This is a genomic window from Microbacterium arabinogalactanolyticum, from assembly GCF_030268005.1.
GTDB classification, from domain to species: domain Bacteria; phylum Actinomycetota; class Actinomycetes; order Actinomycetales; family Microbacteriaceae; genus Microbacterium; species Microbacterium arabinogalactanolyticum.
On sequence record NZ_BRZC01000007.1, the window covers coordinates 79,813 to 99,138 of the forward strand.

Consider the following 19,326-nt stretch of genomic DNA (forward strand, 5'->3'; position numbering starts at 1 on the left):
AGCGTCACGGCGGAAGGCAGCAAGTCGACAAGCGGTTCCTCTCCGAGCAGCGGAGGTAATGCACACCCGGGCACTCTCAACGCAGGCAACGCAGATAAGCCCATTGCCGCGCTACCACCACGGAAGCCGAGCCCGTTTGAGCAGTGCAACACAAACTGGAACCTCATGGTCCGTTGCATCGACGCCGTCAAGAAGGGCGAGCCGCTACCGGAGCCGACTCCAGGAGAACCCGGCACGCCCGGCATCACGATCACCGACCTCGCGTCCTTCTCCCCCGCACCCGGCACCCTCGCCGGCGAACCCGACAACCTCGGCGTCGCGGGACTGCCCACCAACTTCACCACCAACGCGGCCGCGCACACCCGCTCGGGCACGCTTTTCGGCTATCCGGTCACGGCCCGGTTCACCCCGGCAACCTTCGTCTTCCGCTACGGCGACGGACAGACCCGCACCACCACGACCGCGGGAAAGACCTGGGAGGCGCTGCGCGTGCCCCAGTTCACGCCCACCGACACCAGCCACACCTACGCGGAGCGCGGCGCCTACCAGGCATCCGTCGACACCGTCTACACCGCGGAGATCGACCTCGGCACCGGTTACTTCCCCATCAGCGGAACCCTCACCATCCCTGGTCCGCCGCAGAGCATCCAGATCTACGAGGCCCGCACCGCCCTCGTCGCACACACCTGCGACGAGGATCCGGCCACGGAGGGCTGCCCGGCCTCCTGACACGCCCGACCCGTTTGTGAGGGCGACTGCGCATTGACAACCCTCCAGCCCGAGGGACAGTCTCGCCTCACAGCGAATCTTCAGTTACATCGCTGTCGAAGGGAACGAGCATGAGCGCACTCACCGAGACACCACGCATCTCACGATTGGCGCTCCTGGTCGGCATCGCCGCAGCCACCGTCGGCATCATCTACGGCTACGACTCCTCCAACATCGGCGGAGCACTGCTCTATCTGCGCAAGGACTTCGGCCTCGACGCTGCCGCCGAGGGCTGGGTCACCAGCACCGTCGTGTTCGGCGAGATCGCCGGCGCCCTGTTCGGCGGAGCACTCGCCAACCGCATCGGCCGCAAACCGACCATGGTGCTCGTCGCCGCCACCTTCACGCTCTTCTCACTGCTCAGCGGCATCGCCCCGACGCTCATCGTCCTGGTCATCGTCCGCATCCTGCTCGGCGTCACCATCGGCATCTCGGTCGTCGTCGTCCCTGTGTTCGTCGCGGAGTCCGCCCCGACACGCAACCGCGGCGCCTTCCTCGTGCTCTACCAGGTCGCCACCGTCGCCGGAATCATCCTCGGCTACCTGATCGCGATGTCCCTCGCCCCCACCCACAGCTGGCGCTGGATGCTGGGACTCGCCGCGATCCCCGGCCTCGTGATCACGATCCTCCTGCTCCGTCTCCCCGACACCGCCCGCTGGTACGTCATGATGGGCCGGCATGCCGAGGTCAGGAAGGCCCTCGTCGCGATCGAGGGCCCCACCGTCGACGTCGACAAGGAGATCGAGGTCATCACCGCCGGCTTCGCCACCAGCACCACCTCCTCGTGGCGCGATCTGCTTCGCGGCCCGTTCCTGCGCGCCACGATCTTCGTCGTCGGCCTCGGCTTCTTCGTGCAGATCACTGGAATCAACGCGATCGTCTACTACAGCCCCGCCATCTTCGAGTCGATGGGCTACACAGACGACGTCACCAAGCTGGGCCTCTCCGCCCTCGTGCAGGTCGCGGGCCTGATCGCCGTGTTCATCTCTCTCATGGTGATCGACCGCATGGGCCGCCGCCCCGTGCTGCTCATCGGCATCGCGACCATGATTCTCGCCAACATCCTGCTCATCGGCGTCTTCGCCGTCGGCGGCGGCCGATTCGACGGCGCCCTGACCACACTCGGCTTCATCGGACTGGTGCTGTTCACCGCCGGCTTCACGTTCGGCTTCGGATCGCTCGTCTGGGTCTACGCCGGCGAGGCGATGCCCGCCCACCTGCGCTCCCTCGGCGCCAGCGTCATGCTCACCGCCGACCTCGTCGCGAACGTGATCGTCGGCCTCGCCTTCCGCCCGATCCTCGAGCAGAGCGGCATGGTCGCCTTCCTCATCCTCGGCATCATGGCCGTGGCCGCCTTCGTGTTCGTGATGAAGCTCGCCCCCGAGACCAAGGGACGCCCGCTCGAGGACATCGCCCAGTTCTGGGAGAACGGCGGCAGCTGGACGGCGAGGAGGTGATCCGGATGCCGGAGACCGGAGCGCATCGCCAAAGGATCGCCGAACCCGTTGTGGCCGGCATCCAACGTGACGACGAGACCCACCGATAGGGTGGAATCCGTGACGGAAAAGCCTGACCTCTCGACCACTGCCGCGAAGATCGCCAACCTCCGCGCGCGCTTCAACGACGCAGTCGTCGAGCCGGAGAAGATCGCCCAGCAGAAGCAGCACGCCAAGGGCAAGATGACCGCCCGCGAGCGCATCGAGATGCTCGTCGACAACGGCAGCTTCGTCGAGTTCGACGAGTACGTGCGACACCGCACCACCGCCTTCGGCATGGACAGGAACCGCCCCTACGGCGACTCCGTGGTCACCGGCATCGGCACCATCCACGGCCGGACCGTCGCGGTCTACTCGCAGGACTTCACCACCTTCGGCGGCTCGCTGGGCGAGGTCTCCGGCGACAAGATCATCAAGATCATGGAGTTCGCCCTCACCAGCGGGATGCCCGTGGTCGGCATCCTCGACTCCGGTGGAGCCCGCATCCAGGAGGGCGTGCTGGCCCTCAGCAAGTACGGCGAGATCTTCAAGATGAACACCCGCTCCTCGGGCGTGATCCCCCAGATCTCGATCATCATGGGACCGGCCGCCGGCGGCGCCGTGTACGGCCCCGCCCTCACCGACTTCGTCATCATGGTCGACAAGACCAGCCAGATGTTCGTCACCGGCCCCGACGTCATCAAGACCGTCACCGGCGAGGACGTCGGCATGGAGGAGCTCGGCGGCGCCTACACGCACAACACCCGCTCCGGCGTCGCGCACTACCTCGCCTCCGACGAGGACGATGCGATCGACTACGCGCGCACCCTGCTCAGCTTCCTCCCCGACAACAACATGGCCGAGCTCCCGGCGTACGCTTCGGAGTTCGAGTGGGAGACCACGGATGCCGATCAGCGCCTGAACACGATCATCCCGGACTCCCCCAACCAGCCCTACGACATCCACACGGTCATCGATCACGTCGTCGACAACAGCGAGTTCCTCGAGGTGCAGCCCCTGTTCGCGCCGAACATCGTGATCGGCTTCGGCCGCGTCGAGGGCCGCTCGGTGGGCATCATCGCCAACCAGCCGTCGCAGATGGCCGGCACCCTGAACATCGAGGCGGGCGAGAAGGCCAGCCGCTTCGTGCGCTTCTGCGACGCCTTCTCCATCCCGATCGTCACCCTCGTCGACGTGCCCGGCTACCTCCCCGGCACCGACCAGGAGTGGACCGGTGTGATCCGCCGTGGCGCCAAGCTCATCTACGCCTACGCCGAGGCCACCGTGCCCCTGGTCACCGTCATCCTGCGCAAGGCCTACGGCGGCGCGTACATCGTGATGGGCTCCAAGCAGCTCGGCGCCGACGTGAACCTCGCCTGGCCCACCGCCGAGATCGCCGTCATGGGCGGCCAGGGCGCCGTCAACATCCTCTACCGCGGTGAGATCAAGAAGGCGGAGGAGGCAGGCGAAGACGTCGCCGCCGTGCGCAGCCGCCTCGCCGCCGAGTACACCTACGGCGTCACCAGCCCGTTCCTCGCAGCCGAGCGCGGCGAGATCGACGGCATCATCGAGCCGGCGAACACCCGCGTCTCGATCGCGAAGGCCCTGCGCGCGCTCAAGGGCAAGCGCGCCGAGCTGCCCGCCAAGAAGCACGGCAACATCCCGCTGTGACCGGCGAGCCATCATGACCGAGCACGAAGACGCCCCCCGCATCGAGATCATCCGCGGGAATCCCACCGAGGAGGAGCTGGCAGCTCTCCTCGCCGTGGTCAGCGACGCCTACACCCGCGAGACCGACGAGGCTGTCGCCGACGAACCGCACGTGTCCGTGTGGGAGCGCACGCAGCGCGGACTCCGCAAACCCCTACGTCGGGATATCCCCTGGGGCCGATTCTCTGGCTGAACGGCTAAACGGGATATGGACTTTCGTCGAAAAGCCGCCGATTTTGTCCCCCGAAATACCTACAGACAGAGTTATTGACACCCGACAGACTTATATCAACGCTTCGCGTTAGGCGGCTGCTCCGCCCCAGGGTAGGCAGACGCAGTACCGCCCCTAGCGGACAGTTTTCGGGTAGCTGTTCCGCACTGGCGAGGGGCGGGCGGCTTCGCCGCCCCTCGCCCACTCTCTTCGAAAGTCGTGTCCCGCCGGAGTCCAGCCGGCGGGATTTCGCTTTTTCAGCGTCCGCGTATCGGAGCGCGGGCGTCTCAGTCCGCGGTGCGGCGGATCTCATGCCACAGATCGACGGCATCGTCGTCGTGCGCACCGCCGGCTGCACGGCCCACGACCGTCACGGCGATCTCGTCGTCGCGCCCCGCGCGGATGATCACGCGGTTCGAATGCACGCTCGCCAGCACCGTCGCGAGCTCATCGCGGATCTCGTTGCGGCGATCCTCATCCACACCGTCGAGCCCGCCCTCGTCGAACACGGTCACGACGCTCCCGTTCCTGCGGGCATCCGAGATGGCCTGGCGCACTGCGTCGTTGAGCAGCACCGCCCCGCGCAGCTCGTCCCGCATCGTGCCCTCCGCCAGCCGGGCTTCCAGCTTCTCCTCCGGGGTCAGCTCGCCATGCGCGGCCACGGTCCGCGAGAGCACGGGCCCTGCGATCGCGAGCGCCCGCTGCGCACGCACACGACGCTCCCGCTGCCGGACGAGCTGCGTCGCATGCCAGGCGGACACCGCGCGCTGCACGTCCGCCAGGCGCTCTGTGTCCCGGACGGCGCGATCCCAGAAGAGCACCAGCAGCTGCGCCACCACCACCCACGTGATCGACCCCACGAGCCCGAGCTCGAAGGCGTTGCCGATGCCCAGGTAGGCGGATGCCGCGGTGATCAGGATGCCCAGCGACACCCAGCCCACGATCGGATTCCGCCGCACCACGCAGACGACGGCCAGCAGTCCGATCGCGCCGATGTACCAGGTCGCGAACGGGGCGCTCCGCATCTCGCGCTCCAGCGCGATGCTCGCGAAGGCGGGCACCACGGCGCTCGCGATCAGCGCGAACACGGCGGCCCCCACCGGCATCCGCACGGATCCCGCCGACGACGCGAGCACGGCGGTCAGGACCGCCGCGAGGTACAGTCCGATCGCCGCGACCATCAGCAGCGGCGCGGTGGGCTGCTCGATCCACCAGATCGCACGCGCGGCGAAGTACAGCGCGAACCCCAGGGCGAGCGCGGTGGTCATGCTGCGTACGGTGCGTCTCATGACGGCTCCCTACTCATGACAGTTCCCAGCTCATGACGGCTCCCAGGTCAGTTCGACGACGGTGCCGCGGTCATCTGACGTGATCCGTGAGGACCCGGCGACGGCCGCCATGCGCGCGATGATCGAGGCGCGGATGCCCAGACGGTCCTCGCCGATGGCATCCGGATCGAACCCCGGCCCGGTGTCCTGCACCGTGAGGGTCAGCCGATCGGCGTCCGCCGACTCCGCCACCACATGCAGTCCGCGCCCGCCCGCGTGGATCAGAGCGTTGCCGATCGCCTGCCGCGCCGCCAGCACCATCGCCCGCGCCGCCTTGCCGGGGATGTCCGCCGGCACGCCGCGCTCCTCGACCACGGCATCCGCTCCCTGCTCGGACAGGGTCCGACGCAGCTCCGCGACGACCTGGGCACGGTTCACCGGCTCATCACTGCCCTCCTGGGCGATCGACGCCTCGGTGTTGGCCAGCCGCGTCAGCGCCTCGCGCGCCATCGCGACCGCGAGCGTCCGCTCCCGGTCGCTCGAGGCCCGCTCGGCGGCGATCAGCGCAGCCAGCACGCTGTCGTGCATCAGCGCCGCCATCGCGACCCGCTCCTCCTCGGACGCGGATGCCGCGGCCGCGCCCGCGTACGTCTCCACGGCCATGTCGCGTGCGTCGTCGACGCCGGTCGCCACCTGCCGGAACATCCACGCCAGGGACACGATCACCATGCCGAGGATGATCGTGAACGACACGTCGAATCCCGTGGTGATCCAGAAGCCCTGCGTGAAGTCGCCCTGCGCGAGCCGCACGTAGCCGTACACCAGCGGCACACCGAGTGCCCAGGCGAACTGCAGCCGCACGGGGAAAGCCAGCATCGCCGCGACCACGCAGATGTTCACCAGGAAGAAGATCCACGGCTGCGCGGCCGGTTCCTGGATCGAGCGATCCACCACCGCGGGCCACAGCATCAGAGCCAGCGCGTAGGCCACGGCGAACGCTCCGCACGCCTGCTTGACCCATCGTCCGGTCACGCACGCGATGATCATCCACAGCAGCGGCAGGAACACCAGCAGCATGATCGCCAGGTGCGGGCCGTCCAGCCGGATCAGGCGGGTCACGGCACCGAGCAGCGCCTGGATGCCGAGCGCCGTCGAGCCGATCGCCCCGACGATGGCGAGGATGCGCTCCATGCGCTGGCCGGTGAACCGCTCCAGCCCGATGCCCACCTCGCCGGGGGTCGGGAGGCTGCTCCAGGCGTCTCGGATGCTGCGGGCTTCAGCCGGCACTCGTCAGGCCCTCCGGCGCGACGATGCCGTCCTCCATCGCCCGGCGCAGCAGATCGACCTTGGTGGGCGCAGGTCGCCCGACCTCGACGTACTTCACCCGGATGCGGGTGATGTTCTCCTTCGCGGTCGAGTACGCCACGCCCAACCGCTCCGCGACCGCCTTGAGCGGCAGCCCCGTCGCGTACAGGCGCAGCACCTCGCGCTCGCGAGTGGACAGCTGGGCATCGGCGAACTCGCGGTCGCCGTCGACGGCGCTGGCCCACTCGACGTTGTTCAGCGCCTCGCCGCGAGCGACGGTGCGGATCGCGTCGAGCACGTCGTCCAGCGCGGATGACTTGCTGACCACGCCCGCCGCTCCCGCGACGAGCGCCTCCCGCACGGATGCCGGGCGATCGGCGACGCTGTGGATGACCACGCTCGCGCCGTCGGCGACCAGCGTCGCGACGTTCTCGGTGACGGTCGTGCCGTCGCCGAGCGTGAGATCCAGCACCACCACGTCGGCAGGCCGGGCGCCCGACGCCGCACGCCAGGCGAGGTACTCCCGGACGGTGGCCCCGGAGAAGACGACGTCCTGCTCGCCGTCACGCAGACAGGCGGCCTCGAGTCCCAGACGAACCGACTCGTGGTCGTCGATGAGGGCGACGGTGCTCATGCCGCCAGCCTACCCAGTGCCCGCCTGGACTCAGCGCGAGAGCAGGGCGACGGCCTCGAAGTGGTGCGAGTGCGGGAACAGGTCGAACGCCTGCAGCGAGGTGACGCCCCAGCCCAGCCCGCGGAACGTGCCGAGGTCCCTCGCCAGAGCGACCGGATCGCACGCCACGTAGACGATCGCTTCCGGATCGAGGGCGTGGATGGACTCGACGACCCCGCGTCCGGCGCCGGCGCGAGGCGGATCGAGCACCACGGCGCCCGCCCTGGTGCCTTCGGGCAGACCTGCCAGGAAGCGGTCCACCCGAGCGGTCACGGCCTGCGCGTCGAACGCCGCGAGGTTCTGCTGGGCGTGCTCGGTGGCGCGACGGTCGGACTCGACGGTGACGATGTCGCTCGCGCCCTGCTCCCCCAGCGTCGCCGCGAACAGCCCGACGCCGCCGTACAGGTCGAAGTGCGTGGCATCCGCGTCGACGCGGCCGGCGAGCGCGTCGCCGACGGCCTGGTGCAGCGTGTCGGCGGCGTGCGGGTGCACCTGCCAGAACCCGCCGGCGTCCAGCGCGAACCGGCGTCCGCCCGCCGTCTCGTAGACGCTCTCCTGCTTGCCCCGGCGACCGCCCTCGGGCCGGGGCAGTACACGCACACGCCCGTCGCCCGGCTCGACGAGATCCACGCGTCCGGGCTTCTGCGCCCGGAGCGCGAACGCGGCGTCGGCCACCGCAGGACGGGCCAGCGGCAGCGTCGCCACGTCGATCACGCGGTGACTGCGCGCCGCGTAGGGTCCGACGCGACCGTCGGCGTCGACGTGCAGGGAGACGCGCGTGCGCCAGCCGGTGCCGTCACCCGCGTCCACGGCCTGCACCTCGGGGGCGTCGATCCCGGCGCCGGCGAACTTGTCCAGCGCCTCCTGCAGCACCTGCCGCTTGAGCACGCGCTGATGGTCGAGGGCGATGTGCCCCAGGTCCCCGCCGCCGACCCGGTCCTCGGGCGCGCGCGACACGTCGGCCTCCGCCCACACATGCGCACGTCGGTGCGGCGAAGCATCGAGCACCTCCAGCGTCTCGGCGCGCCAGAAGGAGTCCTTGCTCGCATCCGTGATCTGAGCCCGCACCCGCTCGCCGGGGACGGCGTCGGGGACGAACACGACCCGTCCCTCGTGCCGGGCGATGAAGGTGCCGCCGTGCGCGATTCCGATGATGTCGAGGTCGAGCGTGGGCTGCGAGGAGGTCATCGTTCCAGGATCCCACACCGCGAGCGCCCTATCGTGGGAGCATGCGCGTCTGCCTGGCATCCACGTCCCCCGCCCGACTCATGCTGCTGCGGCAGGCCGGCATCGAGCCGCTCATCTTCTCGCCCGAGGTCGACGAGGACGCCGTGGGCGCGGCGGCCGAGGCCGAGCGCGGCGCGCCGCTGGCGCCCGCGGAGCTCGTGCTGCTGCTGGCCAGAGCGAAGGCCGCGGACGTCGCGCGCAGGCTGCCGCTGGAGCATCCGGACTTCGACGGGATCGTGATCGGCGGCGACTCGATGTTCGCGCTCGGCGGCGAGGTCTACGGCAAGCCATACACGCCGGAGGCCGCCCGGGAGCGCTGGCGGCTGATGCGCGGCGCCACCGGGGTGCTGCACTCCGGCCATTCCGTCTTCCGGGTCTCCCCCGGCGACGCCCCCGTCGAGGCGACCGCCGTCGCCGAGGCGGGCGTCACCTTCGCCGACGACCTGACGGATGCCGAGATCGACGCCTACATCGCCACCGGCGAACCGCTGCTGGTGGCGGGTGCGTTCACGGTCGACAGCCTGGGCGGCGCCTTCATCACCCGAGTGGACGGCGACCCGTCCACGGTGGTCGGCATGTCGCTGTCCACCCTGCGCCGCCTCGCCGCCGAGCTCGGCGTCACCTGGACGGACCTCTGGAGCGCCTCCGTAGGTTCCTGATGACAGTTCCCTCGATATCTTGTCGAGAGTCGTCAAAAGAACCGGCGGAACCCCCGCTAGGCTGAAACCCATGCCTGCTATCGCCAAGGTCCTCATCGCAAACCGCGGCGAGATCGCCGTACGCATCGTCCGCGCCGCCCGCGACTCCGGGATCTCCTCCGTCGCCGTGTACGCCGACCAGGATCGCGACGCCATGCACGCGCGTCTCGCCGACGAGGCCTATGCGCTCGACGGCTCGACGAGCGCCGAGACCTACCTGCAGATCGACAAGATCCTGTCGGTCGCGCGCCGCTCGGGCGCGGATGCCGTGCACCCCGGCTACGGCTTCCTGGCCGAGAACGCCGAGTTCGCGCGCGCCGTGATCGCCGCCGGCATGATCTGGATCGGCCCGTCGCCCGAGGCGATCGAGGCCCTCGGCGACAAGGTGACCGCGCGTCACGTCGCTGAGAAGGTCGGTGCACCCCTCGCTCCTGGCACCCCCGGGCCGGTGGAGACCGCGGAGGAGGTCGTGGCCTTCGCCGAGAAGGTGGGCCTGCCCATCGCGATCAAGGCCGCCTACGGCGGCGGCGGACGCGGCCTCAAGGTCGCCCGCGAGCTCGGCGAGGTCGCCGAGCTGTTCGAGTCGGCCACCCGCGAGGCCGTCGCGGCGTTCGGCCGCGGCGAGTGCTTCGTGGAGAAGTACCTCGACAAGCCGCGCCACGTCGAGACGCAGTGCCTGGCGGATGCCGCCGGCAACGTCGTCGTGATCTCCACGCGCGACTGCTCGCTGCAGCGCCGGCACCAGAAGCTCGTCGAGGAGGCGCCCGCGCCGTTCCTGACCAATGAGCAGAACGAGCAGCTGTACGCCGCGTCGAAGGCCATCCTCAAGGAGGTCGGCTACGTGGGCGCCGGCACCTGCGAGTTCCTGATCGGCGCCGACGGCACCGTGTCCTTCCTCGAGGTGAACACCCGCCTGCAGGTCGAGCACCCCGTCTCCGAAGAGGTCACCGGCATCGACCTCGTGCGCGAGCAGTTCCGGATCGCGGCCGGCGGCACCATCGACTACGACGACCCCACCCCGCAGGGCCACTCCTTCGAGTTCCGCATCAACGGCGAGGACCCGGGCCGGGGCTTCCTGCCCCAGCCGGGCCCCATCAAGGTGTTCAAGACCTTCGGCGGCCCCGGCGTGCGCCTGGACTCCGGCGTCACCGCGGGCGACACGGTCTCCGGCGCGTTCGACTCCCTGCTGGCCAAGCTGATCGTCACCGGCCGCGACCGCGCCGAGGCGCTGGAGCGCGCCCGCCGCACGCTCGACGAGTTCGAGGTCGCCGGCATGCCGACCGCGCTGCCGTTCCACCGCAAGGTGGTGCGCGACCCCGCATTCACCGCCGAGAACGGCGAGTTCGGCGTGTACACCCGCTGGATCGAGACCGAGTTCGTCAACGACATCCCCGCCTGGGACGGCGAGCTGGAGGACCCGGCCGCCGCGCCCGGTCGTCACACCGTCGTCGTCGAGGTCGGCGGACGCCGCCTCGAGGTGAGCCTGCCCGACCGCGTGACCGCACCGGTCTCCGGCACCGCCGGCCGCCCCGCCGCCGTTCCGCCGTCCCGACGGACGCACGCCAGCACCGCCAGCGCAGGCGCCTCGGGCGATGCCGTGAAGTCGCCCATGCAGGCCACGATCGTGAAGGTCGCGGTCGAGGAGGGCCAGCAGGTCGTCAAGGGCGACCTGGTCGTGGTGCTCGAGGCCATGAAGATGGAGCAGCCGCTGCAGGCGCACAAGGACGGCGTGATCGGCAACATCGACGCCGCCCCCGGGACCACGGTCTCCGCCGGGCATCAGCTGCTCACGATCAGCTGATCGCATGCTCAGAGCATTCCGGTGAGCACCCCTCCGTCCGCGCGGACGGCGGCACCGTTGGTCGCCGATGCCAAGGGACTGACCAGGTAGGCGACCAGAGCGGCGATCTCGGCGGGCTCGATGAACCGCTCGAGCAACGTCGTCCGATTGCCCTCGATGATCGCCTGCTTGACCGCCGTGGCCGGAAGCCCCCGGGTCTCGGCCACCGTGGAGACGGCCGCCGCGACCCCCTCCGAATACGTGGGTCCGCCCAGCACCGTGTTCACGGTGACCTCCGTGCCACGGGTGAGTTTGGCCAGCCCGCTGCCCAGTGCCACCATGCTCGCCTTGGTGACGCCGTAGTGGATCATGTCGGCCGGTACGTTCACGCCTGACTCGCTGCTGATGAAGACGACCCGCCCCCAGCCGCGCTGCAGCATCCCCGGGAGCAGACGGCGCGTGAGCCGAACGCCACCCATCAGGTTGACCTCCAGATAGCGCAGCCACTCATCGTCGTCGATGGCGAAGAAGTCCGCCTGGCCGAAGCGCCCGGCATTGTTCACGAGGATGTCGGCCTCGCCGAGCCTGTCAAGCAGCGCGTCGACCGCGCCTGGGTCGGCGACGTCACCGACGAGTCCGGAGACCGGAGATCCCGGGTGCTCCGTCCGCAGTCTGTGGACAGCGGCGGACACCCGAACAGGATCACGTCCGTTCAGGGTCACCGCCGCCCCCTCGGCCGCGAGGGCCGATGCGATCGAGTACCCGATCCCCTGCGTGGAACCGCTGATGAATGCCGTCCTGCCGTGCAACCCCAGGTCCATGTGCTTCTTCTCCTTCTCATGCTCGACACGCGAATTCACTTGCTCAGTCAAGTGATGGTACGCAGAGGTGACTTGCCTGAGCAAGTCGACTCTGCGTAGGCTGGCGACATGCCCGAAGCAGTTGCGTCCCCGTTGAGCGCCCAGGAACTCGAGATCTGGGCGGCCGTCGCCACCCTGCTGGAGAGGCTGCCCACGGCGCTGGACGCACAGCTGCAGCGCGACAGCGGGCTGACGCATTTCGAGCAGGGAATCCTGTACGCCCTGGATCACTCCCCCGAGCGTCGTCTGCGACTGAGCGTGCTCGCCTCCTACGCGAGCTGCACCCTGTCGCGGATGTCCCGCGCGATCTCGCGCTTGGAGAAGCAGGGCTGGGTCCGGCGGGAGATCGACCCGACCGACGGTCGTTTCACCCTCGGGCTGCTCACCGACGCCGGGCACGCCAAGGTCACCGAATCCACGCCGGCACACCATGCGCTGGTGCGCGCCCTGGTCTTCGACCCGCTCACCGCCTCGCAGGCACGACAGCTCGGAGCCCTCAGCGCACGGATCTCGGCGACGATCGACTCCGAGAGCAGCTGGACGCCGAGCTAGCCCATGTTCACCATGTGCATCGCGCGGGTGGCATCCGTGATGCTGGAGGACAGCGACGGGTACGCCGCGAACACGCGCGACACCTGGTCGACGTTCAGCCGGCGCTCCACGGCGACGGCCAGCGGGAAGATCAGCTCGGATGCCTTGGGCGCGACGACGACGGCGCCGATGACGGTGCCCGAGCCCTTGCGGGCGATCACCTTCACGAACCCGTCCTTGATGCCCATCATCTTCGCGCGGGGGTTGGCGGCCAGCGGGAGCTTGTAGGCGATGCCGTCGGCGGCGCCGTTCTCGATGTCCTGCTCCGAGAACCCGACCGTGGCGATCTCGGGCGCGGTGAAGATGTTCGCAGTGATCTTGCGCTGCTCGAGCGGGATGACGATGTCGCCGAGGGCGTGGAAGACCGCCGTGCGTCCCTGCATCGACGCGACGGATGCCAGCGGGAAGAAGTTCGTGCAGTCGCCGGCCGCGTAGATGTTCGACACCGAGGTGCGCGCCACCCGGTTGACCCGGATGTGCCCCGACTCGGTCAGCTCGACTCCGGCCTCCTCCAGCCCGATGCCCCGGGTGTTGGGGATCGACCCGACGGCCATCAGGCAGTGGCTGCCCTCGACCGTGCGCCCGTCGGAGAGGGTGACGAGCACGCCGTCCTCGGTGCGCTCCACCCTGTCGGCGCGCGACTTCGACAGCACCTGCATGCCGCCGCGCTTGAAGACCTTCTCCAGCACCTTCGCGGCGTCGCCGTCCTCGCCGGGGAGCACCTGGTCACGGCTCGAGATGAGCGTCACCTCGGCGCCCAGGTTCATGTACGCCGAGGCGAACTCGGCGCCCGTGACGCCGGAGCCCACCACGATCAAGTGCTCGGGCAGAGCCTTCATGTCGTAGAGCTGGGTCCAGGTGAGGATGCGCTCCCCGTCGGGCTTCGCGGAATCGAGCTCGCGCGGCGAGGCGCCGACCGAGACGACGATCGTGTCGGCCTCGATGCGATCGAAGTCCGTGCCGCCGGGGCCGGTGGCCACGACGATCGCGTTAGGGCCCTCCAGGCGGCCATGGCCGGAGAGGATGCGCACGCCGGCCTCGAGCAGCGTGGAGCGCATGTCCTCGGACTGCTGACCCGCCAGCGCCACCAGGCGCTTGTTGACGGCGGCGAGGTTGATGGCGATCTCGGGCTTGAGCGGCTTGCCGTGAGCACCCTTCGCGTAGAACTGCACGCCCAGGTCGCTGGCCTCCGAGATCGCGACGGCGGCATCCGCGGTGGCGATCAGGCTCTTCGACGGGACGACATCCGTCAGCACGGCGGAACCGCCCACCCCGACCCGCTCCACGAGGGTCACATCGGCGCCCAGCTGGGCGGCGGCGAGTGCTGCCTCATATCCGCCGGGGCCGCCGCCGAGGACGGCCACGCTCTGCTGATTCGCGAAGGAAGTCTGAGACATGGTCTCTATTCTTCCGTACCGGCGGCCAACCCCGTGACTGCTGTCCCCGGACTCGTGCAAGTCCTCCGTACCGGCGGCCAACCCCGTGACTGCTGCCCCCGGACTCGTGCAAGTCCTCCGTACCGGCGGCCGGATCCGTGACGGCTGTGCCCCGCGACCCGTGCTGGTCCTCCGTACTGGCAGTGCGCCCCGCACATTCCTAGAGTGGACTCATGCAAGACACTCTCACGCACCCCCTCGACGCGCCCGACGCGAAGCCGTTCGAGGTCGCCGCCCAGGCCGCGGAAGACATCGCGCGGCTGACCGGGGTCGATCACCACGACATCGCGCTCACCCTCGGCTCCGGATGGGGCAAGGCCGCGGAGCTCATCGGCGAGACCGTCGCGACGATCCCCGCGACCGAGGTCACCGGGTTCTCCAAGCCGGCTCTCGAGGGCCATGTGGGCACGCTGCGCAGCATCCGCACCGCCTCCGGGAAGAACGTGCTGGTCATCGGCGCACGCACCCACTACTACGAGGGACACGGCGTGCGCCGCGTGGTGCACTCCGTGCGCACCGCCGCCGCCACGGGCGCGAAGATCATGGTGCTGACGAACGGCGCCGGCGGCGTGCGCGAGACCTGGAAGCCGGGACAGCCCGTGCTGATCAGCGACCACATCAACCTCACCGCCGACTCCCCCCTGGAGGGCGCGACCTTCATCGACCTGACCGATCTGTATGCGAAGCGCCTCCGCGACATCGCACGCAGCATCGACCCGACCCTCGACGAGGGCGTCTACACCCAGTTCCGCGGTCCGCACTACGAGACCCCGGCCGAGGTGCAGATGGCCAAGACCATCGGCGGCCACATCGTCGGCATGTCCACCGCGCTCGAGGCGATCGCCGCCCGCGAGGCGGGGATGGAGATCCTGGGCTTCTCCCTGATCACCAACCTGGCCGCCGGCATCCAGAAGACGCCCCTCAGCCACGCGGAGGTCATCGAGGCGGGACAGCAGGCCGAGCCTGTCATCTCCGCGCTGCTCGCCCGCGTGATCGAGGCGCTGTGAGCGCCGCGGAGCGCCTCGGCCAGGCGCGCGCCTGGCTGCGCCAGGATCCGGATGCCGAGACCCGCGATGAGCTGGCCGGCATCATCACCCGCGCCGCGGCCGGCGACACGCTCGCGGCGGCCGACCTCGAGGACCGCTTCTCGACCCGCCTGGCATTCGGCACGGCCGGTCTGCGGGGCGCCCTCGGCGCCGGCAGCAATCGCATGAACCGCGTGCTGATCGCCCAGGCCGCGGCCGGGTTCGCCGGCTACCTGCTGCAGCGGTCCGGCTCGGACGACGCGCGCCCCACAGTCGTGATCGGCTACGACGGCCGCCGCAACTCGCGCCGCTTCGCCGTGGACTCCGCGGAACTGTTCGCGGGTGCGGGTCTGCGCGCGATCCTGCTCCCCCGGCTGCTGCCGACGCCCGTGCTCGCCTTCGCCGTGCGCCACCTCGGCGCGGACGCCGGCGTGATGGTGACCGCCAGCCACAACCCGCCGAACGACAACGGCTACAAGGTGTACCTGGGCGGCTCGGATGCCGGCTCGCAGATCGTCTCCCCCGCGGACGCCGAGATCGCCGCGCACATCCAGCGCGTGGCGGATGCCGGCGACGTGGGCCTGCTGCCGCGCTCGGACGCGTACGAGGTGGCGGGCGAGGACGTCGTGGACGCCTACGTCGCCGCGACCGCGGCCGTCGCGCACGCGCCGTTCGGCGTGCAGGAGATGCGCTGGGTGTACACCGCGATGCACGGCGTGGGCTGGGAGACGTTCTCGCGCGTCGTCAAGGCCGCCGGCTACCCGGCGCCGCGTGTCGTCGACGAGCAGCGCGACCCCGACCCGACGTTCCGCACGGTGTCGTTCCCGAACCCCGAGGAGCCGGGCGCGATGGACCTCTCCTTCGCACGGGCCCGTGCGGTGGACGCCGAGTTCATCATCGCCAACGATCCGGACGCCGACCGCCTCGCGGTGGCGATCCCCGACGAGGGCGCCGAGGGCGGCTGGCGCCGCCTGACGGGCAACGAGGTCGGCCTGCTGCTGGGCTGGCGCGCGGCGAAGGCCGCGCAGAGCGCGCCCGGCGCCTCCCTGGCCTGCTCCCTGGTGTCCTCCCCCGGCCTCGGCGCGATCGCCGATGCCTACGGCCTGGACTTCCACGAGACGCTCACCGGTTTCAAGTGGATCTCCCGAGCACCCGGCATGGTTTTCGGCTTCGAGGAGGCCCTCGGCTACCTCGTGAACCCGGGCACCGTGCGCGACAAGGACGGCATCTCGGCCGCCGTCGCGCTGCTGGGCCTCGCCGCCGACGCCCGCGTCCGCGGCGTCACGATCGCCGGGCTCCTCGAGGAGCTGGGGTCCGAGATCGGTCACTTCGCCAGTGGTCAGGTGTCGGTGCGCGTGGACGACCTGTCGATCATCGCGAACACCATGACGTCCCTGCGGGCCCAGCCGCCGGCATCCTTCGGCACCAGGGCCGTCGCCACCGCCGAGGACCTCGCGCGCGGCGGAGCCGGCGTGCCCGCCGGTGACGTGCTGCGCTACCGCCTCGCCGACGGCTCGCGCGTGGTCGTCCGTCCCAGCGGCACCGAGCCCAAGCTGAAGATCTACATCGACGCCAAGGCCGGTTCCGCCTCCGATGCGGCCGCCGCCGTGGCCGAGCTGGAGGCCGCGGTGCGGGAGCTGCTCGCGGAGCGGGGATGACCGTCCTGCGCCGGCGGGTCGTGGTCGGCGTCGACGACGGCGCCCACGCACGCCCCGTCGCCGAGCTCGCCCGCCTGGCGCAGTCGCACCTGTCCCCGGTCCGGGTCACCACCCGCTCCGGGGGGACCGCCGACCTGACCAGCGTGCTGGCCGTGATGGATCTGGCGATCGCCTCCGGGGACGAGATCACCTTCGAGGTGGCCGACTCCCCGGAGGCGCCGGCACTGCTCGACGCGCTGGAGGCCGTGCTCAGCCATCGATGACGGCGACCAGCTCGTCAAGGAACGCGTCGAATCCCGTCGCGCGCCGGACGATGCGCTGCACGCTCTCGCGCTCGCTGAACACCTCGACGAGCTGCTCGAAGACGGTCTGGAACGCGTCCCTGTCGTCCTCGCTGAACGCGGCGAGCGCGACGACCTGCACCCGCCCCGCGCCCCACGCGACCGAGCCGTCGGCGATTCCGATCGCGATGGCCGTGCGACGCGCGGTCATCTGCAGCGCGTGCGGGACGGCCAGCGCGTCCGTGAACGCCGTCGACGACATCCGCTCCCGCTCGATAGTGCCCGAGATGTAGTCATCGCCGATCAGGCCCCCGGCTGTGAGCATCCCTCCCAGCATCCGGATGATCGTCTCCTCGCCGGCATCCGGCACCGGCGAGAGGAATGCGTCCGCGGAGAAGTACCGCTGCAGCTCCTCCCGCAGGCGGCTGAGCCGGCGCGCGCGGCGGATGCGGGCGGCGGCCTGCTGCACGCGCTCGATGTCCGTCTCGGCGAGGAAAGGCGTGATGCGCACCACCCGCTCATCCGTCCCCGCCGCGGGGATCGTGCTGAGCACCAGGTCGGTGTCGATGGCCGACCAGTCGGGGTCCATGCTGGTGTCCACCCGGACGACCTCGATCAGCCTCCCCAGTGAGCGATCCACGCTGGAGTGCAGCAGCTCCTGCAGCTCGCGGTAGCCGGGGCAGACGATCGTGGCGGTGAGGATGGTGTCCGCGGCCCGGCTGCGCTCCAGCCGTCCGCCGACGTGCATCGCGATGTACGCGATCTCGTCCTCCTGCAGGGGCACGCCCAGCCTGTCGTGCAGTCCGCTGGCGATGGAGACCGCGACGTCGAAGATCATCGGGTAGGACGACTTCAGCGACTGCGTGAGCGGGTTGCGGGTCCACGCGCTCTCCTGCGCCCGGTGCAGCAGATTCTGCACGTGCAGGGCCAGGCGCACGATGAACGCCTCATCGACCAGGTCCACCTGGTAGTCGCGCGCGGCCTGCTCGATCTCCGCTCGGACGGCCTGGACGACCTCGGCGTCGACGATCCGCGCCGCGTCGGCGGGTGGCTGCTCGCCCGGTGCCACGACGCGGGTGAGGACCAGGTTGGCGAGGTGCTCGCGATCCCCGTCACCCAGCGCGACGCCGAAGTGCTGGTCCGCGAGCCGCGCGATCGCGGACCCGACCACCCGCACCGCCGCCGAGGCGGAGTCGGTGCGCTCGGCGAGAGCGCGCCCCGCAGCGACGCGTTCGGCGGCGATCGTGATGTGCAGCAGCACGTCGCTGATCGCCAGCTCGTTCACGTAGTACCCCAGGTCGCCGAGCTCGCGCACGAGCGCCGACTTGAAGGGCCCGATCGCGGCGGCCGGCACGGCCTCTGGAGCGAGTGCCCGCTGCAGCGCCTCCGGGCGAAGCGGGCCGGCATCCATCTCGTCCTGGGCCAGCCTGCTGAGCAGGCGCCTGAGGGCCTGCTCGTCGCCGCGCAGCCGCACCCGATCCCGGTCGCGCTCCAGAGCGACGCGTCCTCCGTCCAGCAGCGCACGGACCCGTCCCAGGTCGTTCTCCAGCGTCGTCTCGCTCACGTGCAGCGCCAGGGCGGTGTCGTAGACGTCGATGCCGTCGGCCTCATCGACGAGCGTGCGGATCAGCCGGTGCAGGCGGGCGCGCGGCGTGCCCTGCGCGTCGGGTGTCCCCGCCGCCGCGGCGGCCCCCGCACCGGCCCGATAGCCGGCGGGCCCGGAGTCCACGGCGCCCGCGGTGCGCGCGTTCAGGGCGGCGACGTAGGAGCGGATGCTGCGCGGTGTGACGCCCAGCTGGTCGGCCAGGCTCGCCGCCGTCGCCCAGGAGTCCTCCCGCCGGAGCACGGCGAGCAGCTGATCCTGACGCTGCCGCGACATCCGCCCGCCTTCCTCGCCGAGATGATCCCTGCGCCTCCATGATGCCAGCCGGCGCGCGGTCGGGGGCGGAAACCGGTGTTCCGCGGGGGCGGAAGCAACGTTGCTGGAAGAGCGCTGAGAGCGAGGGCGAGACTGGGGCGAGCGGATGGAGAGGGAGATCGATGCGGATTCTCGTGGTGTGCGGCGCCGGAGCGTCGAGCACGTTCGTGGCCCAGCGCCTCGCGCGCGCGGCATCCGCTTCGGGCCTGGACTGGAGCACCGAGGCCGGCACGGAGCGCACCGCGCTCACGGCCGTCGGGGTCGACCTCGTGCTGGTCGGCCCGCATCTGGCTGCGCAGGCCGACGGCATCCGCTCCGCCCTCCCCGCCGCCTCCCGCGTCGTCGTCCTCCCGGCCGACGCGTTCACCGACATCGACGGCAGCCGCACGCTGCGCCTCGTTCGCGACGCGATGGACGCGCCGCACGACCGGAAGGAATGACC

Annotated in this window: 18 protein-coding genes; 11 read left to right on the forward strand and 7 right to left on the reverse strand. The window is 70.4% G+C overall.

Going from position 1 to position 19,326, the window contains the following annotated elements; genetic code table 11:
- Positions 1-165: 165 nt before the first annotated feature.
- From MIAR_RS11830 to MIAR_RS11845, 4 genes are all read left to right on the forward strand, one after another.
- Positions 166-729, forward strand: a complete 564-nt coding sequence (locus MIAR_RS11830) for a hypothetical protein (RefSeq protein WP_285636022.1) — start codon at positions 166-168, stop codon at positions 727-729.
- A 110-nt stretch (positions 730-839) separates the two neighbouring features.
- Positions 840-2,225, forward strand: coding sequence for a sugar porter family MFS transporter (locus tag MIAR_RS11835; RefSeq protein ID WP_285636024.1), 1,386 nt, complete (start codon positions 840-842; stop codon positions 2,223-2,225).
- Positions 2,226-2,324: 99 nt separating this feature from the next.
- Positions 2,325-3,914, forward strand: coding sequence for an acyl-CoA carboxylase subunit beta (locus tag MIAR_RS11840; RefSeq protein ID WP_425561597.1), 1,590 nt, complete (start codon positions 2,325-2,327; stop codon positions 3,912-3,914).
- Between the two features lie 13 nt (positions 3,915-3,927).
- Positions 3,928-4,146 (forward strand): acyl-CoA carboxylase subunit epsilon, encoded by a 219-nt coding sequence (locus MIAR_RS11845; protein WP_285636028.1) that lies wholly within the window; start codon positions 3,928-3,930, stop codon positions 4,144-4,146.
- A 305-nt stretch (positions 4,147-4,451) separates the two neighbouring features.
- Here MIAR_RS11845 and MIAR_RS11850 read toward each other — a convergent pair whose 3' ends face one another.
- The 4 genes from MIAR_RS11850 to MIAR_RS11865 are packed head-to-tail and all read right to left on the reverse strand — an operon-like array spanning position 4,452 to position 8,598.
- Entirely contained in the window at positions 4,452-5,453 is a 1,002-nt protein-coding gene (locus tag MIAR_RS11850) for a hypothetical protein (RefSeq protein ID WP_285636030.1), read from the reverse strand.
- A 30-nt stretch (positions 5,454-5,483) separates the two neighbouring features.
- Positions 5,484-6,719, reverse strand: coding sequence for a sensor histidine kinase (locus MIAR_RS11855; protein WP_285636032.1), 1,236 nt, complete (start codon positions 6,717-6,719; stop codon positions 5,484-5,486).
- Positions 6,709-7,371: a response regulator transcription factor gene (locus MIAR_RS11860; protein ID WP_285636035.1), complete on the reverse strand. Its 663-nt coding sequence runs from the start codon at positions 7,369-7,371 to the stop codon at positions 6,709-6,711. Before MIAR_RS11860 ends, MIAR_RS11855 begins: the two co-directional genes overlap by 11 nt.
- Before the next feature lie 30 nt (positions 7,372-7,401).
- The gene (locus MIAR_RS11865) at positions 7,402-8,598 is read right to left on the reverse strand and encodes a class I SAM-dependent RNA methyltransferase (protein WP_285636038.1); all 1,197 of its coding nucleotides are present in this window, start codon (positions 8,596-8,598) and stop codon (positions 7,402-7,404) included.
- A gap of 41 nt (positions 8,599-8,639) precedes the next feature.
- Here MIAR_RS11865 and MIAR_RS11870 point away from each other — a divergent pair, with 41 nt between their 5' ends.
- Both MIAR_RS11870 and MIAR_RS11875 read left to right on the forward strand, forming a co-directional pair.
- Positions 8,640-9,296, forward strand: a complete 657-nt coding sequence (locus MIAR_RS11870; protein WP_285636041.1) for a Maf family protein — start codon at positions 8,640-8,642, stop codon at positions 9,294-9,296.
- Positions 9,297-9,366: 70 nt separating this feature from the next.
- Positions 9,367-11,136 carry an acetyl/propionyl/methylcrotonyl-CoA carboxylase subunit alpha gene (locus MIAR_RS11875; protein ID WP_285636044.1) on the forward strand — a complete coding sequence of 590 codons (1,770 nt, stop codon included), beginning with the start codon at positions 9,367-9,369 and terminating at the stop codon, positions 11,134-11,136.
- An 8-nt stretch (positions 11,137-11,144) separates the two neighbouring features.
- Here MIAR_RS11875 and MIAR_RS11880 read toward each other — a convergent pair whose 3' ends face one another.
- Positions 11,145-11,975, reverse strand: coding sequence for an SDR family NAD(P)-dependent oxidoreductase (locus MIAR_RS11880; RefSeq protein WP_285636047.1), 831 nt, complete (start codon positions 11,973-11,975; stop codon positions 11,145-11,147).
- 69 nt (positions 11,976-12,044) lie between these two features.
- Between MIAR_RS11880 and MIAR_RS11885 the strand changes: the two genes are divergently transcribed.
- Positions 12,045-12,527, forward strand: coding sequence for a MarR family winged helix-turn-helix transcriptional regulator (locus tag MIAR_RS11885; RefSeq protein WP_285636050.1), 483 nt, complete (start codon positions 12,045-12,047; stop codon positions 12,525-12,527).
- Here MIAR_RS11885 and MIAR_RS11890 read toward each other — a convergent pair.
- Complete coding sequence (locus MIAR_RS11890; protein WP_285636053.1) at positions 12,524-13,963, reverse strand: NAD(P)H-quinone dehydrogenase; 1,440 nt, start codon at positions 13,961-13,963, stop codon at positions 12,524-12,526. The two genes, MIAR_RS11885 and MIAR_RS11890, sit on opposite strands and share 4 nt — an antisense overlap.
- 212 nt (positions 13,964-14,175) lie before the next feature.
- Here MIAR_RS11890 and MIAR_RS11895 point away from each other — a divergent pair, with 212 nt between their 5' ends.
- Genes MIAR_RS11895 through MIAR_RS11905 form a run of 3 tightly spaced genes read left to right on the forward strand, consistent with a single transcriptional unit; the run spans position 14,176 to position 16,948 of the window.
- The gene (locus MIAR_RS11895) at positions 14,176-15,009 is read left to right on the forward strand and encodes a purine-nucleoside phosphorylase (protein WP_285636057.1); all 834 of its coding nucleotides are present in this window, start codon (positions 14,176-14,178) and stop codon (positions 15,007-15,009) included.
- Entirely contained in the window at positions 15,006-16,685 is a 1,680-nt protein-coding gene (locus MIAR_RS11900) for a phospho-sugar mutase (RefSeq protein WP_285636060.1), read from the forward strand. Before MIAR_RS11895 ends, MIAR_RS11900 begins: the two co-directional genes overlap by 4 nt.
- Positions 16,682-16,948, forward strand: a complete 267-nt coding sequence (locus MIAR_RS11905) for an HPr family phosphocarrier protein (RefSeq protein ID WP_285636062.1) — start codon at positions 16,682-16,684, stop codon at positions 16,946-16,948. The genes MIAR_RS11900 and MIAR_RS11905 overlap by 4 nt, the downstream gene beginning before the upstream one ends.
- Here the strand turns inward: MIAR_RS11905 and MIAR_RS11910 are convergent.
- Positions 16,935-18,845: a BglG family transcription antiterminator gene (locus MIAR_RS11910; protein WP_285636064.1), complete on the reverse strand. Its 1,911-nt coding sequence runs from the start codon at positions 18,843-18,845 to the stop codon at positions 16,935-16,937. The two genes, MIAR_RS11905 and MIAR_RS11910, sit on opposite strands and share 14 nt — an antisense overlap.
- Positions 18,846-19,006: 161 nt before the next feature.
- Here MIAR_RS11910 and MIAR_RS11915 point away from each other — a divergent pair, with 161 nt between their 5' ends.
- Positions 19,007-19,324 carry a PTS sugar transporter subunit IIB gene (locus tag MIAR_RS11915; protein ID WP_285636066.1) on the forward strand — a complete coding sequence of 106 codons (318 nt, stop codon included), beginning with the start codon at positions 19,007-19,009 and terminating at the stop codon, positions 19,322-19,324.
- The last annotated feature ends 2 nt before the right edge of the window (positions 19,325-19,326 follow it).